We start from the raw sequence: 22,462 nt of genomic DNA on the forward strand, positions 1-22,462 counted from the left end.
CCCCCCCTACGCTGCACTGATATTACGATGCTGATGCAAAGTAGAAAAATACACATCTTCTAAGTTAGCATGACTAGCAGTAAACCCTTCAGGAGCTTGCTCACCATACACATTTAAAATTGTCTGCCCAGCGAATAAACGCTTTGAAATCACTGGTAGATGCTGTTCAAGCTCTTGCGCTTCAGTTTGGTTGGTTGTTTTTTGCCAAATTTTACCTTGGAGTTTATCAGTAAGTGCTATTGGGTTACCTTCAAGTAAAATTTTGCCACTGGCTAATACCGCCATATTAGGGCAAAGCTCCGCGACATCTTCAACAATGTGAGTTGATAAAATGACCACTTTTTTCTCGCCAAGGCTTACTAATAAATTATGAAAACGATTACGCTCTTCAGGATCAAGACCTGCTGTTGGCTCATCAACAATCAGTAAATCAGGGTCACCAAGTAATGCTTGTGCGATACCAAAACGCTGGCGCATACCACCAGAAAAACCACTCACGGCTTTATTACGATGCTGATACAAATTTGTATGTGCCAACAAGCCTTCAACCGACTCTTTACGCAGTGCTTTATTATCGAGCCCTTTTAAAACAGCCATATGATCAAGTAAGTCATAAGCTGAAACTCGCGGATAAACACCAAAATCTTGTGGTAGGTAGCCTAAACGCTGACGAAGCGCTTGTGGGTCTTTAAATGCATCAATACCGTCAAAGATCACAGAACCTGCATCGGCTGACTGCAAAGTGGCAACAGTACGCATTAACGATGATTTACCGGCGCCATTTGGTCCAAGTAATCCAAACAGACCTTTTCCTATTGATAAATCAACCCCTTGTAGTGCGTGCACCCCGTTATCGTAAGTTTTTGATAACCCAGTTATTGATAGCATTTTTACTTCCTAGTATTTGATTATAATAATTATTTATACGAAGTAAGTTACATTACCAGCAAGTTAGTAACAATAGCAGGAGGTTGTAATTTTGTAACAGAATGAAAACAGAAAAGCCGCAATAAGTGCGGCTTGGTTTCACTCTTAGGAGAGGTGAACTTAAATTCTGAAGTAACACTAACTCAAAGCTGTATTTAATACTGCGGTAGTTATTTTCATCATCAGTTTGCACTAGCGATAACTTTATATAACTAAGTTATCGACAAAACCTGCCTGCACTGATGATTTTTGAATGTCTAAATAATGACTGCTGGTATGTTCGGCTGAGTATTCAAAGCATGTGCTTGTAATAATGTTGCTTTGCTTTTAGCTACCCATGCACTCTTAATTTCGAACTATACTGTATGCAAATATAGCTGAACAATCTGTGAATACAACGTGCAATTAATAATCATTATTTTAGGAAATAACATGACTGTAAAGTAGATATTACTTGCACCTAATCTCGCTACTGGGTATAAAAATAGTTATCAACATTTAATAAGAAGCGAAAAGCCATGCAGCAACATGACCACCAACCACTTACAGACTTTATTGAATATCCACATGAACAGATGCTAGAACGCGCTAATGAGTTTTTAACGACCAGTCAGCGTCGTCATACAATTCGTAGTTTTAGCGACCGACCGGTGCCAAAAGATATTATTCAAACCTGCATTAAAGCCGCAGCTACAGCACCAAGTGGTGCAAACCACCAACCGTGGCATTTTGTAGCAATTAATAGTAGTGATGTGAAAAAGCAAATTCGTGAAGCAGCCGAGAAATTAGAACGCTCATTTTATGAAGGCCGCGCTGGTGAAGAGTGGTTAGATGCTCTAAAGCCATTAGGCACTGATGCCAGCAAACCTTATTTAGAGCATGCACCTTGGCTAATTGCCGTATTCAGCCAAAAGAAAGGCGGCTTAAATACTGATGATAAAAACACCAACTACTATGTGCATGAGTCAGTCGGTATTGCCACCGGCTTTTTAATTCAAGCATTACATCGCGCAGGGCTTGCAACACTGACTCACACACCTAAACCAATGAGCTTTTTAACCGACATTTGTGGCCGCGACAAAGACAACGAACGCCCCTATATGCTGCTCATTGCCGGTTACCCAAGTGATGATGCTACTGTTCCTAATCATGCCTTGGTGAAAAAATCACTCGATGAAGTTGCGACCTTCATTTAGGTTTAAAATCCACCGCTAATGTGTCGCCGGCGTTAAGCCCGGCGATAATATGCTGTTTAGCATTAATCACCTCCCCTAAACGAACAAAGCGGCGCTCAATCTTTTGCTCGTTAATAACATATACCATGGCTAATTGACCGTACTCATGCACCCAACTTGGCTCAATTAAAATTCCTTGCTCGGTATCCAGTGGCAAGTGAAGCTGTGCATATAAACCAGGCATCAAGTTTGATTGTGTTGGCAACTCTAAACGAATTAACATACTACGTGCAGCACTATCGGCAATCGGAACAATTTCACTCACCACCGCAACAGCGGTTATATTAAGTGAAGGCAAACTGACCGTTAAGCTTTGACCCAGTGTGAGGCTAATTGCCTGACGTTCTCGCACATTAAATTCAAGCTGTAATTGTTGTGGATTATAAAGTGCCAATAAAGGTGAACCAGGCACTGCGGTATCACCTGGTTCAACTAACCGCTCTACAACAACTCCAGAAATGGGCGCTTTTATACGGGTAAATTCAAGTGCGACTTGTGCTTGGGTTTGCTGTTGCTTGGCAACAGCTAAGCTTGCGGTTAAGTTATCAAATTTCGCTTTTGCCTCATCATTATCACTAACCGATACCAACCCTTGTGAATATAAGTCAGTTACGCGCTTAAGCTGTTTATCAGCTTGTGTAAGTGACGCTTGAATGGCTTTTATTTGCGCATCACTTTGTGCCAATTGCGCTTTAAAATCGTCTTGCTGCAAAGTAATGAGAACATCGCCTTGCACAACACTATCACCAGCACGTACATTTAAACGTTCCACTTGTGCCATCACTCGTGACGAAATTTGCGTGTTTTGTTTTGCAATCACAGTACCGGGAACATCTTCACTGCGCTTGATCGCCGTCAGCTCAACGGTAGCGACTTTTCCCTCATATGTCGTTGCTAATACGGGTTTATTTCCTGCGGCTTGTTTATTTGAAAAGCTGCCTGCCATATAAAGCACAGCAACAATAATCACTAACAACGCAATGATTGAGCCGAACAGTTTTGATTTACCTTGCATGAGCTTCATCCTCGGTTGTTTGTGTGTTCGCAAACACTAAATAATAAACTAGCGGCACCACAAACAACGAAAACAATGTTGATGCCACAATGCCAAAAATAATAGCGATAGCAAGACCACTAAATACGGGGTCTAACGTAATCACTAAGTTGCCTAATAAAGTTGTGCCAGCAGTCAGTAATACTGGCCGCATCCGCGTTGTGCCTGCGGCAATCAATGCCGCTTTTATTGCCATCCCTTGCCCGCGAGCTTGATTAATAAACTCAACTAAAATAAGCGAGTTACGCACCACAATACCAGCAAGTGCTATCATGCCGATCATCGCTGTTGCGGTGAATAGCACAGGCTCTGGAGCACCGGCTATGGAGCGCTCACCAAACTGATTTAATAACCAAAAACCCGGCATAATACCAATCACAGTAAGTGGAATAGCCGACATAATAATCAGCGATAAACTGGCAGATTGCGTTTGTATTCGTAAAATAATAAAAATGGCGGTTAACGCAAAAGCAAACGCAATTCCCATATCTCTAAACACATCAATTGTGATCCGCCATTCACCTTCACCACTAAACGTTACATGCGTGCCTTGTGGTAATTGCCAAGCCTGAGTTCCACCGTTATTAAAAAAGCTGCGGGCTAACCAATTTGTTTGCTCAAAATCATCGCTACTTACATTTAAATCAGCGTTTACGTCCGCAATGATTTCTGCAGGAGTACGGCCATTAAGCTCTGCCATCACGTATACAACCTCGCGTTGGTCTTTACGCATAATCGGTTTTGCGACATTTAGGTTATGAAATTCACCCAGCTCAGATAAAGCCACCAACGGTCGTGGCGCACTAGTTAAACCAAACTCATTAGTTGATTTTGCCAGCTCTCTATCACCTCTGATTTGTATAGCAAGCAGTTGCGCTAATTGGTTTCGCTGCTGATATGGTAATTGCATTTTGATCTCAACGGGCTGCGTTTCACCACTGACATACATTACGCCCACATTTTTACCCGCAGATGCAATCGTTAATGTATTGGCAATATCTTGTGTTGATACCGCCGACAAAGCCGCCTTGGCTTTATCGGTAATAAAGCGCTGCATCGGTGCCGTGGCTGCAATACTTGTATCAACTTCAACCACATGGGGCTCTTGCTTCAGTCGTTGTGCAACTTGTTGAGCCGCTTGATGGTGGGTTTGCGTATCAACAAACGGATCACGATACACTTCAGCCACTAAGGTGCTAAATACTGGCGGCCCGGGTGGAACTTCAACCACTTTTATCACAATGCCGTTAACGGCCAATGGCTCAAGCTGTTTACGTAAACGCATCACGACACCATGAGACTGTTGCTCGCGCTGCGCTTTGTCTAATAGTAATACTCTAAGCTCAGCTAAATTAGCGGCCTCACGGCGATAATAACCGCGCACCATACCATTAAAATCCATGCTTGATGGTTGCCCAACATACGCAGCTATTTCACTTACTTCACTAAGCTGCCATGTTATAGCTTGTACTTTACGAGCGGTCAGTGTTGTTTGCTCCAGATTCGTCCCCTCGGGCATATCTATCAGTACTTGTAGTTCATTTTTATTATCAAACGGCAATAACTTCAGCGGCACCATTCGCATCACGGGCAGCAATGCACTGATAATAAATAATCCTAAGGTTGCCCATAAAATCAGTTTTGCGCGCCCTTTACTGGCCAGTAAAGGCGTTAATAAGCGTTCATAAATAGCTACTTTAGGGGAAGTTAAATCATTGTGCTCAACAACCGGTTCTTTTAATAACTTCATGGCAAGCCAAGGAGTTACAAAGAATGCCACAATGGTTGAGACCATCACGCTTACAGGCACATTAAATGCCATTGGTGCCATATATGGGCCCATCATGCCAGTGATATAAGCCAAAGGAATAAAAGCCACCATGATGGTCAGTGTCGACATTAATAATGCACCACGTATTTCGCTCATTGCAGCGACAATCTGTTGTTTTTTATTGCCTTTGTTTTGTAAAAAACGGCTAATATTATCAATGCCCGTTATCGGATCATCCACCAGCAAGCCCAGTGATAATATCAATGCAAATAACGTTACTCGGTTAATGGTGTAACCAAACGCAAAATCGAGGCTTAAGGTTATGCCATAACAAATTGGCACAGCTAAACCAACAACGATAGCGGGTCGCCAGCCTAAAAATACACCAACAAAAATCACTACGGTAAATACCGCAAACACTAAGCTTGAGGTTAAATTATTCACTTTTTCGTTAGCGGTTTGCCCGTAATCTCTAAGTATTGTGTAATCTATTTGCGAAGGTAAAAAATTAGTTTTTAAATCAGCCATCATTGCGTGTACATCATTTGCGACCGCGACTGCATTTGTGCCCGCTTTTTTAGCAACACTTAAGGTAACTAAAGGATGCTCTTGTGTGGTATCAGATTGCGCTAGCCACTGATAATTTTCAGGCTCACTTGGTCCATCGAGTACTTTTGCAATATCTTTTAAATAAACACTTTTGCCGTTAATAACATTTACAACAAGCTGCTCAATCGCGGCTTTTGTTCGTAACACATCACCAGCTTGTAGCATTATTTGTTGCTCTGCATTAACAACACTGCCAACCTGAGATAATTGATTAGATACACTCAGTGCATAATAAACATCGCTGAGCGTAGTTTGATGAGCTGCTAGGGCCGTCGCATCTAAATTGACCGTTAAAGTGCGTTTGCGCCCAGCAATCACTTTAACTTCACTGGTGTTTTCTATGCGCTGTAAACTATTCGCAATTTCGTTAGCAAAACGGGTTAACTCATAGTCGTTATATAATTTAGGATCTTTACTAAATAAGCCTAGCATCACAATCGGCACGTCATTTACTTCGACCGGGCGCACCTGCCATGAGCTAATAACTGACGCCATGGTATGTTGATAACTATATAGTTTGGCGTAAGTATCGAGGATTGCTTGTTCACGATCATGACCCACAGTAAAGCGCAATGTCACCACAGTGCCATTACTTTGTGTGGTTGAATAAATATGCTCAACACCGCGTAATTGCGCCAATAACTTTTCGAGTGGTTGCGTGACCAGCCTTGCCACTTCGGGAGCTTCAATGTTAGGAGCTGAGACATAAATATCCAGCATCGGCACCACTATTTGCGGTTCTTCTTCACGGGGAGTTTGCTGTAAAGCCATAATGCCAAGCAACACAGCCATTACAAAAATAATGATAGGAATACGCCCGTTAAGACTATTTTTTACTGCACTGTCGAGCTTATCCATTTGGTTATTCCTTACAAAATAAACCATAGAGCGTGGCTAACATAGCCTGTGCGTTGTCGTTAATCACCCGATAATAGATGGTCTGGCTTTCGCGACGAGTACTAACAATATTTGCTTTTCGTAGTGCAGCCAAATGCTGCGATAAAGCAGACTGTGCCAATGGTACAGCCGCATTTAATTCAGAAACACTCATTTCACGCCCCTGCAAAGAGCACAAAATCATTAAACGGTTTTTATTTGCTAAAATTTTTAATAGCTGCTCAGCATGCTCTACGTTATTAGCCATAGCTGCAAAGTCGATAGTCATAGTTCCACTCTTATATTCAAAGTACAGCAGATTATAGTTAGCTATATTAGAAAAGTCTAATATTATAATTTACTAATGTAGCTTTATCTAATATATTAAATAGTAACAGTCACTATTACTAAGGTTAACCGTGAAACTAAACGATGCTCTTCGCTTGATAGCAGGTGTAATGATTTGCATATCATTGTTACTACAGCAATTTCATGATCCATTGTGGATTTGGTTTACAGTGTTTATTGCTCTAAACTTAATTCAATCAGCATTTAGTAAATGGTGCCCGATGATCACTCTTTTAAAAAAACTAGGTTTCGAGGAATAACATGCTTACTTCAATCCCAGATCTAATGAAAATAATTACGCCAAATCAACGCCGCATTGAGGCTACACAGGCCAAGCAAGAAATTGCTGACAACAAAGGGCTATTAATTGACGTACGTGAACCCGCCGAACATGCGGCAAAAGCAGCTATCGGCGCAATTAATATTCCCCGAGGTTTACTAGAAATGAAGTTAATGGAAATCGAAAAAGACCCAGCTCGGCCAATTTACTTACACTGCGCCAGTGGCGCACGCGCAACATTAAGCGCTGAAGCACTTACCCGCGTTGGTTATGAAAACGTCACCGTTATTACCTGTAATGCAGAACAGGTTTGCCAAGTATTTTAATGCAATTGGCATAACAGCTTCACATAAAAGTCATACTGGTCGGATAAGCTCTTACTTTTAAATTTAGCGGTACAGAGCAATGACGTTTACACGAAGAAATTTTTTAAAAGCCTCGGCGGCAGGATTTGGTGTCGCCGTTTTATCATTAGGATTAACAGCTTGTCGGTTTGACGATGAAGATGACGACATTCTTGACGTGAGCTTTGCTCATGGTGTTGCCAGTGGTGATCCATTAGCTGACAGCCTAATTCTGTGGACTCGTGTAACCCCTCTAGATCCAACAACCACCAGCATTAAAGTACAATGGCAAGCAGCAACCGACCCTAACTTTGCTAATATCAGCCACAATGGTGAAACACATATAAGTGCAGCTACAGACTTCACCTTAAAAGTCGACTTACAAGGCTTAAACGCCAACACCACTTACTATTATCGCTTTAAATCGAATGGCAAAACCTCACCTATTGGTGCAGGTAAAACACTACCAACAGGCAGTATTGATAAAGTGAAATTTGCTGTTATATCGTGTGCCAACTACCCCGCAGGCTTTTTCCATGTGTATGGTGAAATAGCCAAGCAAACAGACATAGACGCTGTATTGCATTTAGGTGATTACATCTATGAATACGGCAATGATGGCTACGCTACTGAAGATGCTGGTATTTTAGGCCGTTTACTGCCAGAAGATAACAGTGACGAAATAATTAGCTTAGCTGATTACCGTAACCGCTATGCCCACTATCGTACTGATTCAAACTTACAAGCTGCGCATAGTAACTGTGCATTTATTACTGTGTGGGATGACCACGAAATTACCAATGACACATGGCGAAATGGCGCAGAAAACCATAATGAAGGCGAAGGTGAATTTAGCGAACGTAAGCTACATGCCCTACAGGCCTATTTTGAATGGATGCCAATTCGTAATGTAGCTGATAAAGAACGAATTTACCGTCGCTTTGAGTTTGGTAATTTAGTCTCTTTATACATGCTAGACACGCGTGTACTCGCCCGTGATGAACAGCTAAGCTATGCTGATTTTGACCTAACCAGTGCACAAGGACAAAGTGATTTTGCAAATGCACTAAGCTCACCATCGCGCGCATTACTTGGCAATGAGCAGCTAACATGGCTCACTGATGGCATGACAACATCAAACTCAAAATGGCAGGTACTTGGCCAACAAGTACTGATGACCAAAATGCATTTGCCGTTTGAAGTACTGCAACTACTAGTGAGCTTACAAATAAGTCAAGCAAATGGCGGCGACACTAATGCATTATTAGCACAAGCATCGGCATTATTTGCTGAACTTGCACAAATCAAAGGCCGCGTGCTTGCAGGCGATCCAAGTGTTACTGATGCCGAACGCGCTCGAGTTGATACTACTGCACCATACAATTTAGATGCATGGGATGGTTACGCCTACGAACGTGAAGTGCTGCTTGGTACTGCCATTGCCGCACAAAAGAACTTAGTGGTTTTAGCGGGTGATACTCATAACGGTTGGGCTGGGCAATTAGTTACTGATGCTGCAAACCCAATTGCAGCGTCACAAAATGCCGGTGTAGAATTTGCTACCTCTTCGGTGTCTTCGCCTGGTCTTGAAGAATACCTAGCGCTGAATACACAAGGACCTGAAGTTACGGCACAAATGGAGCAAGTTATTGCACTATTAGTCAATGATCTTATCTATAACAACTTAGTCGATAGAGGTTACTTAACCGTGACCTTTACCCCAGAGCAAGCCACCGCTAAGTGGAATTACGTGAGCAGCATTAAAACCGCTTCATACGAAATGCAAACCGAGCGCAGTAAAGAACTACGTATGCTAGCAGGTCAGCCAGTAATACAAGGGTAAAGATTCTAGGTGCTAGGAAAAATGTTTAGATGAAAGATTAAAACAGCCCGGCGATCACTCGATCGCCGGAATTTTTGCGTTACGACTTTAATCATTGGTAATTCCTTTCATATTCTTAGTGTCGCTATTCCTCTCAAAGTGCATGAATAAAACATGAGCGATACTTGATAGCACGATCAATACAATGCCTGTGATACCCAATAAAGTTTGAGTTTGTTGAAGAAAAATGTAGCCCAAAATACTAGAAAATAGAATTTGCGCATATTCAAGCGGCATTAGCTTAGATAAGTCACTTTTATTAAAAGCGAAAAAACGTGCTGCAAGTTTAGTAATAAGGAGCCCACCATATAGCATAATTAGTAGAGCACTATTTGTATCTAAAGGTTTCCACACAAAAATAGCGACGGGTAATAAGATAATCGCCGAATAGAGGGGAGCAAAAACCATTTGAGGCACAACTTTCTCTGCATTGCCTATTTTCTTTAAATTAATATTATAAATGACTAAAATAGCTACCGCTGACAGTGCAAAGATCAATCCTAGATAGAGGTTTTGCTGCGTTACTTGGCTCGCCATTAGTTTTGGAGAAAGCAGCATCATCACTCCAGCTAAATTCAAAATAATAGCGATATAGACATAGGCTTTTGGTTTTTCTCTAAAGATAAACACCGACAAAATGGACGTTATAAGTGGCACAAAAAAGTTAATCGCGGTTACTTCCGCTAAACTTAGATATTGCAGAGCATAAAACAAACATATTGTTGAACTAACACCAAGCAGTCCTCTGAAAATATGTAGCTTCATTTTTTGGGGTTTGATATTTTCCCATTTGCCTTTCGAGAATAATATAATGGCCGCAAAAGCTGCAATTACATTAACCAAAAAGACAACTTGGAATGGGCTGATAGCTTTACCTAAAAAACCACCGATTAGTAACATCACACTTAAGATAAATGAATCTGACAACATCCAAATCACTGCGGTTGACTCTTTACTAGCCATTTAACTTCTCTCCATGTGTTTGTGTAGCACAAATATATGCTACGAAATTAGAGCCCTATTAGAAATCAACTACTTTGAACCCTAATAAAACTGCATCCTTTTCAGATAAAATCGCTTTAAATTACACCCACAAAAGGTACAAAACAAGGGGTTTAGAGATAATTTGAGCTAATAGCATAAGACACTTTGGGAGGGTTAAAACAACAGGAACCAATGATAGTTAATGTAATAGTCTTGGGTTATCGAATGTAAACTTAAGCTCCCTGTTTAGTGAATACATTGGCATAGCACTGTATTAATTTCGCGGATACTCGCACATTGCCATATACCAATTGCCAGTTACATGTTCGTACTTACCATAATCTTTAGCACCGTAACCGAGCACACATAAACCTATTTTCTCAGGGTTACCAAAAACAAAATAACCTTCTTGTTGCCTATCCTGGTATGAAAAGGTAAATGCTTTTCTAATCAACCAAACACCCTGAAAATATTGAATCCAAAGAACATCTATATTTTTATTCAGTAAAAACTCAGTGAGCTCATCCAAACTTGAATCGGTCACCTTCACGAATTCTTTACTGCCTTTTTTTCTTATTAACTTATGCGCGAAACGCTCACCACTTTTATCATCAACCCATTGTACAGCCTGAAGATCCCTTTGCTCTGCAAGTAAAATGGCGTGCTCCAAATCATTCTCGTGTTTTTTGAGAAAGTTTTTAGCTTTTGATTCAGGGCTATTAACCGTAAAAAATAAAAAGCTTGCTAGAAAAATAACTACAAGCACCGAGAATAAAACAATGAATCTTGGTATCAGAGTCTTCCTACGAAACAGCTTAATATAAGGTGTATTTTCCATATGTTCCTTAAAGCAAAATAGGATTACTCATATCTAACTATTTCCGCTCATCCAATAACGTCACTAACATTTGTTCAATATTTTTCACACTGTAAGTAAGTGCGCGTATTAGCTCAACTTGGCTTTGTGGCTCATCACTGTTCGCTTTTGTTGGTTGCTGTGCGGTTAGATTATCTTTTTGAGTTAAGATTGCCTCGCGAAACTCACTGGCATCAACTACCCCAAGTAACGATACTAATGCGCCATGACCAGACTGACCTGCGGTTTCAAAGCTTAGTCGATATAAACCAAATAAACGCATCAACGGGCCTTGGCTTAACCCGACGTCAGTTATTTTTTCAAGTGGGATGGACTTTTCTTCTTTGAAAAATACACCGCGCTTTACTACCAGTTTACGCTCAAGTAATTGAGCCGACATAGCGGCTAATATACTGCCACTTACAATCCAAACAATCAGTACTATTACCGGGATAAGCGGAATAGTCACAACTCCTAAGGTGCTTGCACATACTGCAAAAATTAACCAATAAGGCTTTATTTTAGGATCAAACGTAGCACTTTTTAACATAGCTTCTGACATCGTAGTTACCCATAATCGTATTATGATTATAAATTACGCTAACTTTGCCTAGGCTGCAATTTGATCATAAAAAAACCGAGCATCTAGGATACTCGGTTCTGATTGTTTATAAAGTGTATTAATGCTTAGTTCTTATTGATCAGTACCTGCACATTATTACGATTAGGGCCAATAACCGTAAAGGTATAGTTGCCTGCGTCAGCAATGGCTACATTAATATTTGCCCCTACAGCTTCAAGCAAACTTTGCTCGCCAACTATAACCTGTGGAGATTCACCTTTGCCGCCGTAGTCCACAGTGTTCCAATCTTCAGAGGCTATTTTGAACTCATAATCACCGGCATCTAAATCAAGTGATGTACTATAAATAGCATTCCCTTGATAGATTAGGGGGTTGTCGGTACCCCAGCCATTTAAGCTGCCACGTAAGTAAACTTGAGTGTCTGCAAACATTTGCGCATTAAATACACTCAGCGTGGGTGCATTCAAATCACTGGCATCAAAAATGAACTGATATTCGCCCTCGGTTGCAACATCCATCGTCATATTAGCGCCTTTAACAGCTAATAACTTATCTTCGGCAACGGTTACGATTGCATCCGCTTCACCGGAACCATAATCAACGGTATCCCAATCTTCAGAAGCAATTTTAAATTCATAACTACCTACACTGAGAATTTTAGTAAAGGTATAAACGCCTTTACCTTGATAGATTAACTCATCACTGGTGCCCCATTCATTTAAGCTGCCACGAACAAATACAGGCGTGCCAACGAATCGTTCTTCGTTATAAATTCTCAGCGTTGGATTGTCTTTATCGCTGGCATCAAACGAGAATACATAAGTTGCATCAATTGCGGCATTAAAGGTCATATTCGCGCCACTGCGCATTAAAGGCTCGGTTTGATTTTCCAACACTGCTTTATCAGCATCAGACAGCGCGCCAAAATCCACACTCGACCAATCTTCAGAGGCAATTTTAAATTCATAATCTCCTGCAGTTAAAGTAATAGCGATACGGTATTCACCATTGCCCATATACTCAAAGCTGTCAGCTGTGCCCCAATCATTTAAACTACCTCGCACATATACTGTGGTGCTGCCAAAAGGCACTACGTCTGGCGCGCCCACTGTTGCATTCGCACTTAAGCCTACACCTTGGTTCTCGCCTTGTGGTTTTACAAATACCGCGATTGTATAAGCTGGGACTGTAAATGTACCGTCGGTTTCACTGGCAGTAAAACTCACTCCAGACATACTGCTATCGGTGCTGTTTTTAAGTATTGGATGTAATTCAAACCCAGCAGCGGTTGGTACTGTATGTGAAAGCGCTTGCTCAGTTGCATTAATTACTACTACGAGCGCGTCAACTTGGTTATCTAAATCTGCAAAACCTTGACCGTCATCAATGCTCATTACAATCAAACCATGTTGCTGGTTTTTACCAACATTGTGAAAACCTACACGGTCAATAACATCTTGCTCTGTGGTTAATCTAAATAATGGGCTGCTACTACGAATAGCTAAAAACTCTTGGAACACATCCCCTGCGTAAGCTATATCTTGCGGCTGTGCTGCAGCTTGTGGATTACCTGAGACCTTAATGATTTCAGGCCATTTCTGTTGGTTTTTCTCAGCATTAGGTAAACCAATATTCCAATTATTATTTTCTTTCGTTAAATCTACCGCATTAAACCAATCCCCTGCATTGTAGCTGTCACGATCCATTGATTTTGAGCGTAGTAAATCAGCCCCAAGTTGCATAAACGGGATACCTTGGCTTACTAATGGAATTGCTAATGCCATATTATGCGCACGCACTCGTTGCTCAATACTCATACTTGTTGCATGTTTATATTGCAGTTGATCCCATAAGGTTTCGTTATCGTGCTTTGATACGTAGTTAATGCTGTCAGCAGGGTCTAAAGCATAAGCCGTCGGCTGAGTATTCCAGCTAAAGCTATTACCTTTTGCCGAATTACCTTTAAAGTCTTTCAGGATATAGTTTTGTAAATTACCCGCCAGTGATAAACGCAGAGTATCTTGGTCTGCTAAATTACCATCGGTCGGGTTATTGCTAAACATAGCTCCACCGCGCACAGCCTCACGGATGCGGTCATTGAATGTGCCAACTTCAGAGCCTGCCATATCAGCTTGCTTAGCTTGAGTGAACAATCGGTTATTAGCGACTTCACCAAAATCCCAGCCTTCGCCATAAAAGTAGTTGTCAGGGTCAACAGCTTGCACCGCTTCACGCGCTGCTAAAATTGATGATTTAGGCATGTGCCCCATAACATCAAAGCGAAAGCTGTCGTAACCAAAATCACGGGCAAGAATGACCAGTGAATCGCTAACAAACTTGTCCATCATCACATGTTCAGTCGCGGTGTTTTCACAACAGGTTGAACGCTCGATATCCCCCGTTATTTCACTGTATCTGTGGTAATAACCCGGCACGAGTTTATCAAACACTGATTTTTCCCAAATGCCTGATGACGTTGTATGGTTGTATACCACATCAAGAACCACGCGAAGGCCGATCTCTTGAAGTGACTGTACCATGGCGCGTGTCTCTTTAACTCGGGCAACCCCTTCACTGCTTGATGCATACGAACCTTCTGGGGCAATAAAGTGATGCGGGTCGTAACCCCAGTTAAAACCGTCTAAATCACGCATCGCGCTGGCAAGTGCTTGAGCATCATCAGAACCCGGAAAGTAGCTTTGCATTAAATGAGCAATGATGCTGTTTTTATTTTCGATTTTACAAGCATCGGCGGCATCGTCTATTCGCTCACATAACTTACCTAGGGTGTCAGTGATTTCAACGCGCTTATCCGCATCTTCTTCAATGGTGCCAATGTCTGTTACAGGGAGTAAGTGAAAATGCGTTAAACCTTTGTCAGCTAGTTGCTTAAGGTGCTGCATAGGGATGCTTTCAAGCTCAGTAAATGCTAAATATTTACCTTGGTTTGCTGCGCTTACTGACGTATCGCGAATACTAAAATCACGTACATGACCTTCATAGATAATGGCATCTTCCGGGTTGGTAATTGTTGGTACACTGCGCTCATCCCAGCCTTGTGGTTTGGTATCGTCATCATTTAAGTTGATCAACTGCGAATACAGGCCATTGCTTGATACATTCAGTGAGTAAGGATCGGTACTCCATAAACTTTCAATCGCTTGAGTAGTAGGGTGGTAAACATCAAACGCATAGCGGTAATAATGACGGTCGTATTTGCTGTCTAAACTCACTGACCAAATACCTGTATTGCTGTCTAACGTCATGGCAGTGCTATGTACTTGTGCTTTATCGGCGTCAAATACATTAAGCATCATATTGCTAGCGGTTGGTGCCCATACTGAAACATCAATTGCATTGTTATTATAATGCACGCCTAGAATGGCTTCATTTGCGTCGTTTTCACCTTGGGTGTAAAGTGCATCAAGGGCTTTGGCGGTTTGCACAAAACTTGCTTCAAGTAGCTTGCCTTCTGCATCGTAGCCCGCTACAACGAGCTGTTGTTTTATAAGTTGTTTTGCAGTAGCGGCATCCCAATTACCTTGATAGGCAGTCCAATCTGTTAAGTGCGGTACTTTCGCTGCTTGTGCATCGGTTAAACTCGTTGCCATTAATTCAACGGTTTCACCATTTAAGCCAGTATCAACATCAACAACCAAATCGGCAGCAGCTGATGAATGCAGCTTAATAATCTGCGTAAGCTCATTGCTTGGCTTATACAGCACAGTATTTAAATCAATCCAGTGTGCTGATGCACCGTCAATTGCAACGGGGCGTTCGCCAAGCGCTTCTACTGGGTATTCAAATACTGTTGGCTCACCGTCAAAGGTAAAGTTCATACGTACAAAACGCTCGTCGTCCTGCATCAGTGGCATGGTTAAATCCACATCACCATGGGCTTTACCTGAACCTTCTGTGCCAATATGAATAATAAAATTAGCGCACTCGGTATAACCGTCTTTTAGCGCGACAATCCAATAAGCTCCATAGTTTGGATCGACACCATTATATTCATGGCCATTAGCCCAATCGGTGGCATCAAACGGCGGCGCGTAAGCATCACAGCCGTCGGTATTCCAAGAGTGTAAACGATAGCCTTCATAACCCTTATTTTCTGGGCGCTTATAAAATAAAATAGCCTCACCTTCGCCTGCAAATACCACAGGGTCTGGTAAGTCGGGGTTATAGCCACTGGTACAGCTTTCATTATTTGCATCTGGAAACAGCGGTGCGTCACAAGAGATAGGCTCAGGATCAACACATTGAGTGCCTGCTGCATTAGGGACTTGCGGTACATCACAAGTCAATAAGGCTTGGCCTGCTTTTACATCGCTACTGCCTGAGCCTCCACAGCCAAACAGTAGTGTTAAGCTCACTGCTAATAGCAAATGAGTCAATTTAGTTATTTTATTCATTATTTATGCTCCAATTTGCTATTAGTGGCTATAGGTAAAACCTAAATAAACCTGACGACCAAAGTACTGGGTAGTACCGGTGATGTTTTCATTGCCAAAGTAACTTTGGGTTGGTTCATCAGTAAGATTATTAACCTGTAGCAACATGCCAAATGAGTCTGTAAATTGATAAGAGGTTTGAAAATCGACCACGGTCTCGGCATCAAAATTAACCACTTGCTCATTGATCGCCACTTGCTCTGAAACAAAGTCTGAGCGGTAACGCACATTAAGGCGGGTTTCAAAATTATCTAAGCTGTAAAATAAAGTGCCGTTTAACACGTTTTTAGACAAACCAGGTAAACCTTGTGTAACCGTTTCACCACCTAAGCTGGTGATAGATTCAACTTCGCTCTCGGTGTATGAATAGCTACCGTTAAACCCAAGGCCATCAAACGGGGCGGGTAAAAACGAAAATACTTGCGTGTAGGCAAGTTCAATACCGCGAATATAACCGCCATTGGCGTTATTTACCGCCGTTGTGTAAGTGCCGTTAGTTGTGGCAACTTGCTCACCACTGACTGGATTTTCTATATAGTCAGGGACGTTAAAACCATTACCTTTAAAGTCAAACCCTTCAATGGCGATGGTATCGATAAACGAATCGATGTTTTTATAGAAACCAGCGATCACTAGCGCACCATCTGACTCATCAAAATAATGCTCGTAAGAGATATCGTATTGGTCGGCATAAAATGGTTTTAAGAATGGATTATTGGTACTTGAGCCGTTAATTTTGCCACTGGTTTTATCAGCTTGCGCACTGGCGTCCCCCGCTAGGCGATTAATCGGTGGGCGCGACATTACTTTAGCCGCCGCAAAGCGTAATTGCGTGTTATCCGTTAGCTGAAAGTTTAAATTAAGGGATGGCAGATAATCGGTATAAGTTGTGCCAAGTACATTAGGTAAATAATTTTTATTTATGATGCCGATACTGTCGGTAATGTTTTGTGCACCGAGTGATAAATCACCATTAACATTTTCTAAAATAGTGGCCGATTGGTCGGTATCAACACGGCGAATACCAATATTACCCAGTACCGGCATAGTACCAATTTCAGTATTAATATTAAGCATGGCGTAGGCTGAAAGCACTTCCTCATATACTGAGCCACTTTGTAACATGGTCCATGAGTAGTTAGTGGTATAGCCTTGCGAGTCAACTACCCCATCTGCATTACCCCAAGTTTTAACTGGCTCTGGTGCGCCTTCAGGAAACCAAGCATTAAGCGCTTTGTCTAAATCAATCGCCAAATATGATGGGAAATAACTAAAGTCACCTTCCCAGTCAACAACATTTACCATGTCATTGGTTAAACGCAGTGGCGGCTCACTCACTGAAAAATCACCATCATTACCGTATTCAAACACTGAGCGGTTATTGCTGTATTCGCGATCTGAATAACGCGCGCCAAATTCAACAGAGCTAAACCAGCTGTTATTCAGCTCGTATTTAAAATCAAGGCGATAAGCGCTTACTTCATCTTCATTTTGATAAGGGTAAATACCGTATTTACTAACCATTACTCGGTCGATATCGCTAAATGCAGCCGCTTGATTAAAGCCTACATCAGGTAAATTTAAACCATTAAGTTGGTAGTTTATTGATACGTTTTTATCTAACACAGGTTCTTCGGCTGAGGCGTCTTCGGCAACCAACGCCCACAATAAGCCATTGCGAAAGTTACTTTTAGCCCGTGACAGCGACACATCAACATTAACGTTTAAACGTTCTGTCACTTGCCAATCGGCGTTAACACCGTAGCTATCTACTTCATCAAAGTCTTGATTATCATCATTCACAATTTCAACGCGAGTGTAGCCTTTTGAAGTACGATTAACAGAGGCACCAACTACTGAATTTCCCTCTAGCTGAGCGTTTGTATAAGTGGCCGTTGGGCCACCTAATTTCACTCGTAACCCACGGGCAAATGACTCAGTATCAAAGCGTGATAAAAACACGTCCCCTTTTAATTTAAAATTATCCACCGGTGCCCATTCAATCGCCGCCATATAACCGTTACGGGTTTCTTCTCCACCTAAATGCTGAAGCTCAAAACCTTCGCTGATATACTCATTTTCAGGTTTAAGTTCGGGGCCATTAGTATCATTTGCAACACCATCAACGTCTTTATTATCGTTATAGGCAAGGCCAATAAACTGTGTTGCTACGCTGGGTTGAAATAACCGTGCATAACCAAGTGCTACACCTAAAGTATCGTCAAGATATTTACCTTGATAGGAAAAACTAATGCGGTCGCCAAACTCAGTGGCATCGTTCACCTCTGACGCTCGGTCGTTGTACATACCTCTGGCGTTAACCACAAACTTATGTTGCTGATCATTATCAAGCGGGCTAGCTGTTTGCAGTTCTACCGTACCTGCAACACCACCTTCGATAAGCGATGCTTTTGGTGATTTATACACGGCTGCTGAGCTGATCAATTCAGACGGATATTGGTCAAACTCAATACTACGGCTGCCACTAGTTGATACTTGTTCACGGCCATTTAAAGTTGAAAATACAAATCCACCGGACATACCGCGAATGTTGATTTCTGCCGCCTGCCCGCCGGTTCGTACCGCTGAGATCCCCGGTAACCGAGTGAGCGCATCAGCCATAGATACATCAGGCAAAGCACCTAAGTCATCCGCCGATAACTGCTCAGATACCGTATCAGTAAAGCGTTTTTGATTAAGTGATTGGATTAAACTACGACTAAAGCCACGCACTTCAATGACTTCAAGATCTTCTTCTAGTTGTGGTTTTTTTACGGTACTTTGCGCGTCACTTTCAACCGCAGCTAATACACTGCTGGCTGCAAACATTGCGAGCATTAACGCACTTAGTTTGAATTTCCCCATGAGCTTTCTACCCTATTGATTTTATAATTGTGTGCTGTTTGTTTTGAAATTATGGATAAAATAAAACCAATAAAGTGTAACTAAAAAGTAAAATAAGTGTGATGAATACGTATGCAGCAGTAAGGGCAATAGCTAGCAAGGTGAGGAACTTAGTTTAGAAGTGCTGCGATCATGTAGATAACGTAAAATAAATCGACTGACTAACGGAATAACTCAGTCATAAGCCACTATTACACAGGTGAATTAGAAATTGCTAAAAACAGCTTTAAAGGGAAGTAGTAAGGATTAGTTAAGTTTAATAAACTACACCATTAGCACCACCCTTATTGCTAGACCAATAAAAATCACCGCTAATATTTTATCAAACCATGGGGATGATTTAGTAAAAGCAAAGCGCTTCTTTGAAAGCTCTGTCAATGCTGCAACAATCAGATACCAGCCAGTATCAATAGTAAAAACCGTTAAGCACATAATCAAACCGACCTTAAAACTGAGATTGGCAGGATCTATAAACTGTGAAAACAGGGCTAAAAAGAATACCGCTAATTTAGGATTTAGAAACGCAATAGCAAAGCCGTCTTGCAAAGCTTGTTTTGCACTGCCACTTTGCTGAGCCACTTTTAACTCACTATTACTTGGTTTAGCTAATAAGATTTTAACCCCTAAATATGCCAAGTACGCTGCACCTAAGTAAACTAACACTTGATACACAGTAGGAAATTGCAACATTAGTGCACCAAGGCCAAGTAACGATGCTGCAGCATAAAAACCGACGCCAACACCATGACTCAGCGCTGCCAACATGCCGTTCTTCATACTGCCATGAATGCTGTGTTTTAACACCACAGCCAAACTTGGCCCAGGAGACATTGCACCCATCATACAAATGGCGACTAAGCTTAGCCACAGTGATAACGTCATTTATATTCCTTATAGTTCTTCATTTTCAATAAGTAAGATGTATGCATAAACTTGGCCGTATAATCCTGTAGAGGCGCTAACATTTATTACTTTCCAGCTATCTTGGTTTAATTGATAAATTCGCTCATTAAGTGCGTCAATATCAATACCGCCTCTAAAAAAGCCACGCTGCTTTTTAAACTCAATTATTTTCTGCATGGCTGTATCGCTTATAATTGATACTCAAAATCATAAATGTGTATACCTGCTTCGATGCGAATTGCCATTTTTCCGCTAAGGCCTGCAAGTTCATTACTGCCAGAATCTGGCACCACGTTTAAAATTAATGAATCTTGGCCTTTATCCATAGTGCCAAAATGTTGCAGCACAAAGCTGCCTTGAAGACCTGCAAGTGTGCCAACTACTTGTTCAATTGCCACATAACCGGCACTGCCTTGAGTTGCGGTCATGGCACTGAGCATTTCGCCAGTGCTGGTTGCATCAAGCTCACCTGTAAACGTTTTATCAATCGACATACGACCCAGGTTTACGCCATCAATGCCCTTTGCATAACCTTCAATAGGATTGAGTTTAACGTTAAATTCGCCCGTTACTTTTTCAGTTGTCATGGTTAGTCCCTTAGTTAGTTATTGAAATTATGATTTAAGTAACCATATCTATACCCTATTCATCTAAAAGAATCCACTATGAGCAATAGTAAAACCGAGCAAAAAGACAAAGCTGCTTTTAGTAGTTTAATTCCTATTTTTCAGTTTATTAAGCCGTATAAATGGGTGGTTTTTGCAGCTCTTGCAGCATTACTTGTTACTGCCGGGGTTAATTTATCATTGGGCCAAGGAGTTAAATTTGTTATTGATCACGGCTTTATTGCGGGCTCTCAAGAACAATTAAAACAAGCCATAATCGTGCTAATTGGCTTGATCAGCTTATTAGCCATAGGAACATTCAGCCGTTTTTATTTAATGTCATGGATTGGTGAGCGCGTCAGTAATGATATTCGTAAAGCGGTATTTGATCGCATAGTCACCCTGCACCCGAGTTACTTTGAAGAAAACCGCAGTGGCGAGTTAATGTCGCGCTTAACAACCGACACCACTTTGTTGCAATCAATCATTGGCTCGTCATTTTCAATGGCACTGCGCAGCGCTCTGATGCTAGTCGGTGGTTTAGCCATGTTGTTATTTACTAACTTAAAACTCACTTTAGTTGTAGTTGCCTGTGTGCCGCTGGTGTTAGTACCCATGATGATTTTTGGTAAAAAAGTACGCAAACTTGCCAGCTCCAGCCAAGATGCGATTGCCGATATCAGCACTTATGCGGGAGAAATAATTCAAAATATTAAAGTAGTGCAAAGCTATAGCCACGAACAACGCGAACAACACGCTTTTGCACTAGAGACCGAAAAAGCCTTTAACGTTGCGAAAAGCCGCATTAAACAGCGCTCATTTTTAATTGCTGCAGTAATATTTTTGACCTTTAGCGCAATTAGCGTGATGCTGTGGATAGGTGGTAGTGATGTACTGGCAGGCACAATGACTGGCGGTGAGTTAGGTGCATTTGTGTTTTACGCCATTATGGTCGCGATGTCGGTAGCAACCGTTGCTGAGGTATATGGCGAGCTACAACGTGCAGCGGGCGCTGCGGCGCGATTACTTGAACTGCTCGCGGTTAAAAGTGAGATCACGAACCCTACAGCACCACAAGATCAGTTATTACATAACAACTCTAACGCTCCAGCCATTAGTCTTGATAAAGTAACTTTTAATTATCCATCGCGTCCTGATGTGAGCGCCTTAAAAACTATTTCATTAACGATTGAACAAGGCCAAACAGTAGCAATCGTTGGTCCGTCAGGTGCTGGTAAAACCACGTTATTTGAATTACTACAACGCTTTTATGACCCTGCCGGTGGCGACATTAAGTTTCATAATATTAATATCAAAGATCTATCCCTTAATACACTCAGAAACAGCATGGGCATGGTGGCACAAAACCCGATTTTATTTAGCTCTGATGTGATGCATAACATTCGTTATGGCAACCCAGATGCAAGCGACGAACAAGTATATGCTGCCGCTAAGCATGCTCACGCGGATGAATTTATTGCACAATTACCTAACGGCTACGAGAGCTTTTTAGGCGAGCAAGGGGTGCGCTTATCAGGCGGCCAAAAACAACGAATTGTATTAGCAAGAGCAATATTAAAAGACCCAGAAATACTGTTACTCGATGAAGCAACCAGCGCTTTAGATGCGCAAAGTGAGCATCATGTACAAGCTGCGCTTGAACATTTAATGCAAAACCGTACTACGCTTATCATTGCCCACCGCCTCGCCACAGTAAAACATGCTGATATGATAGTGGTAATGGAGCACGGAGAGATAATCGCAACAGGTACTCATCAACAATTGCTAGCGAGTAATCCACTTTATCAAAAATTATGTGAGCTGCAGTTTAATAGGGATTGAAGCGG

At 41.7% G+C, this 22,462-nt stretch carries 17 protein-coding genes; 5 read left to right on the forward strand and 12 right to left on the reverse strand.

Annotated features, from left to right (window positions below):
- Window positions 1-6 precede the first annotated feature (6 nt).
- Complete coding sequence (locus tag H5163_RS18535; protein ID WP_182732365.1) at window positions 7-888, reverse strand: ABC transporter ATP-binding protein; 882 nt, start codon at window positions 886-888, stop codon at window positions 7-9.
- A gap of 557 nt (window positions 889-1,445) precedes the next feature.
- Between H5163_RS18535 and H5163_RS18540 the strand changes: the two genes are divergently transcribed.
- Entirely contained in the window at window positions 1,446-2,123 is a 678-nt protein-coding gene (locus H5163_RS18540; RefSeq protein WP_145241949.1) for a nitroreductase family protein, read from the forward strand.
- Here the strand turns inward: H5163_RS18540 and H5163_RS18545 are convergent.
- From H5163_RS18545 to H5163_RS18555, 3 genes are read right to left on the reverse strand one after another with little or no spacing between them, the layout of a single operon-like run.
- Entirely contained in the window at window positions 2,116-3,177 is a 1,062-nt protein-coding gene (locus H5163_RS18545) for an efflux RND transporter periplasmic adaptor subunit (protein WP_145241951.1), read from the reverse strand. The two genes, H5163_RS18540 and H5163_RS18545, sit on opposite strands and share 8 nt — an antisense overlap.
- Window positions 3,167-6,454 carry an efflux RND transporter permease subunit gene (locus H5163_RS18550; protein ID WP_182735711.1) on the reverse strand — a complete coding sequence of 1,096 codons (3,288 nt, stop codon included), beginning with the start codon at window positions 6,452-6,454 and terminating at the stop codon, window positions 3,167-3,169. Before H5163_RS18550 ends, H5163_RS18545 begins: the two co-directional genes overlap by 11 nt.
- A 4-nt stretch (window positions 6,455-6,458) precedes the next feature.
- On the reverse strand, window positions 6,459-6,761 hold the full coding sequence (locus tag H5163_RS18555) for a metalloregulator ArsR/SmtB family transcription factor (RefSeq protein ID WP_149983086.1): 303 nt from the start codon (window positions 6,759-6,761) through the stop codon (window positions 6,459-6,461).
- A 130-nt stretch (window positions 6,762-6,891) separates the two neighbouring features.
- Here H5163_RS18555 and H5163_RS18560 point away from each other — a divergent pair, with 130 nt between their 5' ends.
- The 3 genes from H5163_RS18560 (at window position 6,892) to H5163_RS18570 (ending at window position 9,287) form a co-directional block, all read left to right on the forward strand.
- Window positions 6,892-7,080, forward strand: a complete 189-nt coding sequence (locus H5163_RS18560) for a DUF2892 domain-containing protein (protein WP_149983085.1) — start codon at window positions 6,892-6,894, stop codon at window positions 7,078-7,080.
- A gap of 1 nt (window position 7,081) precedes the next feature.
- On the forward strand, window positions 7,082-7,426 hold the full coding sequence (locus tag H5163_RS18565) for a rhodanese-like domain-containing protein (protein WP_182732369.1): 345 nt from the start codon (window positions 7,082-7,084) through the stop codon (window positions 7,424-7,426).
- A 79-nt stretch (window positions 7,427-7,505) separates the two neighbouring features.
- The gene (locus H5163_RS18570) at window positions 7,506-9,287 is read left to right on the forward strand and encodes an alkaline phosphatase (RefSeq protein WP_182732370.1); all 1,782 of its coding nucleotides are present in this window, start codon (window positions 7,506-7,508) and stop codon (window positions 9,285-9,287) included.
- An 87-nt stretch (window positions 9,288-9,374) separates the two neighbouring features.
- Here H5163_RS18570 and H5163_RS18575 read toward each other — a convergent pair whose 3' ends face one another.
- The 8 genes from H5163_RS18575 to H5163_RS18610 form a co-directional block, all read right to left on the reverse strand.
- Window positions 9,375-10,289 (reverse strand): DMT family transporter, encoded by a 915-nt coding sequence (locus tag H5163_RS18575; RefSeq protein WP_182735712.1) that lies wholly within the window; start codon window positions 10,287-10,289, stop codon window positions 9,375-9,377.
- A 295-nt stretch (window positions 10,290-10,584) separates the two neighbouring features.
- Window positions 10,585-11,148, reverse strand: coding sequence for a hypothetical protein (locus H5163_RS18580; RefSeq protein ID WP_064668489.1), 564 nt, complete (start codon window positions 11,146-11,148; stop codon window positions 10,585-10,587).
- 37 nt (window positions 11,149-11,185) lie between these two features.
- Complete coding sequence (locus H5163_RS18585; RefSeq protein ID WP_064668490.1) at window positions 11,186-11,728, reverse strand: PH domain-containing protein; 543 nt, start codon at window positions 11,726-11,728, stop codon at window positions 11,186-11,188.
- A 125-nt stretch (window positions 11,729-11,853) separates the two neighbouring features.
- On the reverse strand, window positions 11,854-16,164 hold the full coding sequence (locus H5163_RS18590; RefSeq protein ID WP_182735713.1) for an alpha-1,6-glucosidase domain-containing protein: 4,311 nt from the start codon (window positions 16,162-16,164) through the stop codon (window positions 11,854-11,856).
- Between the two features lie 21 nt (window positions 16,165-16,185).
- The gene (locus tag H5163_RS18595) at window positions 16,186-19,068 is read right to left on the reverse strand and encodes a TonB-dependent receptor (RefSeq protein WP_182732374.1); all 2,883 of its coding nucleotides are present in this window, start codon (window positions 19,066-19,068) and stop codon (window positions 16,186-16,188) included.
- A 303-nt stretch (window positions 19,069-19,371) separates the two neighbouring features.
- Window positions 19,372-19,989 (reverse strand): LysE family translocator, encoded by a 618-nt coding sequence (locus H5163_RS18600; protein WP_145241971.1) that lies wholly within the window; start codon window positions 19,987-19,989, stop codon window positions 19,372-19,374.
- Between the two features lie 9 nt (window positions 19,990-19,998).
- Complete coding sequence (locus H5163_RS18605; protein ID WP_182735714.1) at window positions 19,999-20,187, reverse strand: hypothetical protein; 189 nt, start codon at window positions 20,185-20,187, stop codon at window positions 19,999-20,001.
- An 11-nt stretch (window positions 20,188-20,198) separates the two neighbouring features.
- Window positions 20,199-20,597, reverse strand: a complete 399-nt coding sequence (locus tag H5163_RS18610; protein WP_145241975.1) for a DUF3224 domain-containing protein — start codon at window positions 20,595-20,597, stop codon at window positions 20,199-20,201.
- Window positions 20,598-20,675: 78 nt separating this feature from the next.
- Between H5163_RS18610 and H5163_RS18615 the strand changes: the two genes are divergently transcribed.
- On the forward strand, window positions 20,676-22,457 hold the full coding sequence (locus tag H5163_RS18615; protein ID WP_182735715.1) for an ABC transporter transmembrane domain-containing protein: 1,782 nt from the start codon (window positions 20,676-20,678) through the stop codon (window positions 22,455-22,457).
- Window positions 22,458-22,462: the final 5 nt, after the last annotated feature.

This window comes from Pseudoalteromonas sp. SG44-8 (assembly GCF_014164125.1).
GTDB lineage: Bacteria > Pseudomonadota > Gammaproteobacteria > Enterobacterales > Alteromonadaceae > Pseudoalteromonas > Pseudoalteromonas rhizosphaerae.

Coding starts and splice junctions, on each gene's coding strand:
- H5163_RS18535 (WP_182732365.1), bottom strand. CDS start 888: ATGCTATCAATAACTGGGTTATCAAAAACTTACGATAACGGGGTGCAC.
- H5163_RS18540 (WP_145241949.1), top strand. CDS start 1,446: ATGCAGCAACATGACCACCAACCACTTACAGACTTTATTGAATATCCA.
- H5163_RS18545 (WP_145241951.1), bottom strand. CDS start 3,177: ATGCAAGGTAAATCAAAACTGTTCGGCTCAATCATTGCGTTGTTAGTG.
- H5163_RS18550 (WP_182735711.1), bottom strand. CDS start 6,454: ATGGATAAGCTCGACAGTGCAGTAAAAAATAGTCTTAACGGGCGTATT.
- H5163_RS18555 (WP_149983086.1), bottom strand. CDS start 6,761: ATGACTATCGACTTTGCAGCTATGGCTAATAACGTAGAGCATGCTGAG.
- H5163_RS18565 (WP_182732369.1), top strand. CDS start 7,082: ATGCTTACTTCAATCCCAGATCTAATGAAAATAATTACGCCAAATCAA.
- H5163_RS18570 (WP_182732370.1), top strand. CDS start 7,506: ATGACGTTTACACGAAGAAATTTTTTAAAAGCCTCGGCGGCAGGATTT.
- H5163_RS18575 (WP_182735712.1), bottom strand. CDS start 10,289: ATGGCTAGTAAAGAGTCAACCGCAGTGATTTGGATGTTGTCAGATTCA.
- H5163_RS18580 (WP_064668489.1), bottom strand. CDS start 11,148: ATGGAAAATACACCTTATATTAAGCTGTTTCGTAGGAAGACTCTGATA.
- H5163_RS18585 (WP_064668490.1), bottom strand. CDS start 11,728: ATGTCAGAAGCTATGTTAAAAAGTGCTACGTTTGATCCTAAAATAAAG.
- H5163_RS18590 (WP_182735713.1), bottom strand. CDS start 16,164: ATGAATAAAATAACTAAATTGACTCATTTGCTATTAGCAGTGAGCTTA.
- H5163_RS18595 (WP_182732374.1), bottom strand. CDS start 19,068: ATGGGGAAATTCAAACTAAGTGCGTTAATGCTCGCAATGTTTGCAGCC.
- H5163_RS18600 (WP_145241971.1), bottom strand. CDS start 19,989: ATGACGTTATCACTGTGGCTAAGCTTAGTCGCCATTTGTATGATGGGT.
- H5163_RS18605 (WP_182735714.1), bottom strand. CDS start 20,187: ATGCAGAAAATAATTGAGTTTAAAAAGCAGCGTGGCTTTTTTAGAGGC.
- H5163_RS18610 (WP_145241975.1), bottom strand. CDS start 20,597: ATGACAACTGAAAAAGTAACGGGCGAATTTAACGTTAAACTCAATCCT.
- H5163_RS18615 (WP_182735715.1), top strand. CDS start 20,676: ATGAGCAATAGTAAAACCGAGCAAAAAGACAAAGCTGCTTTTAGTAGT.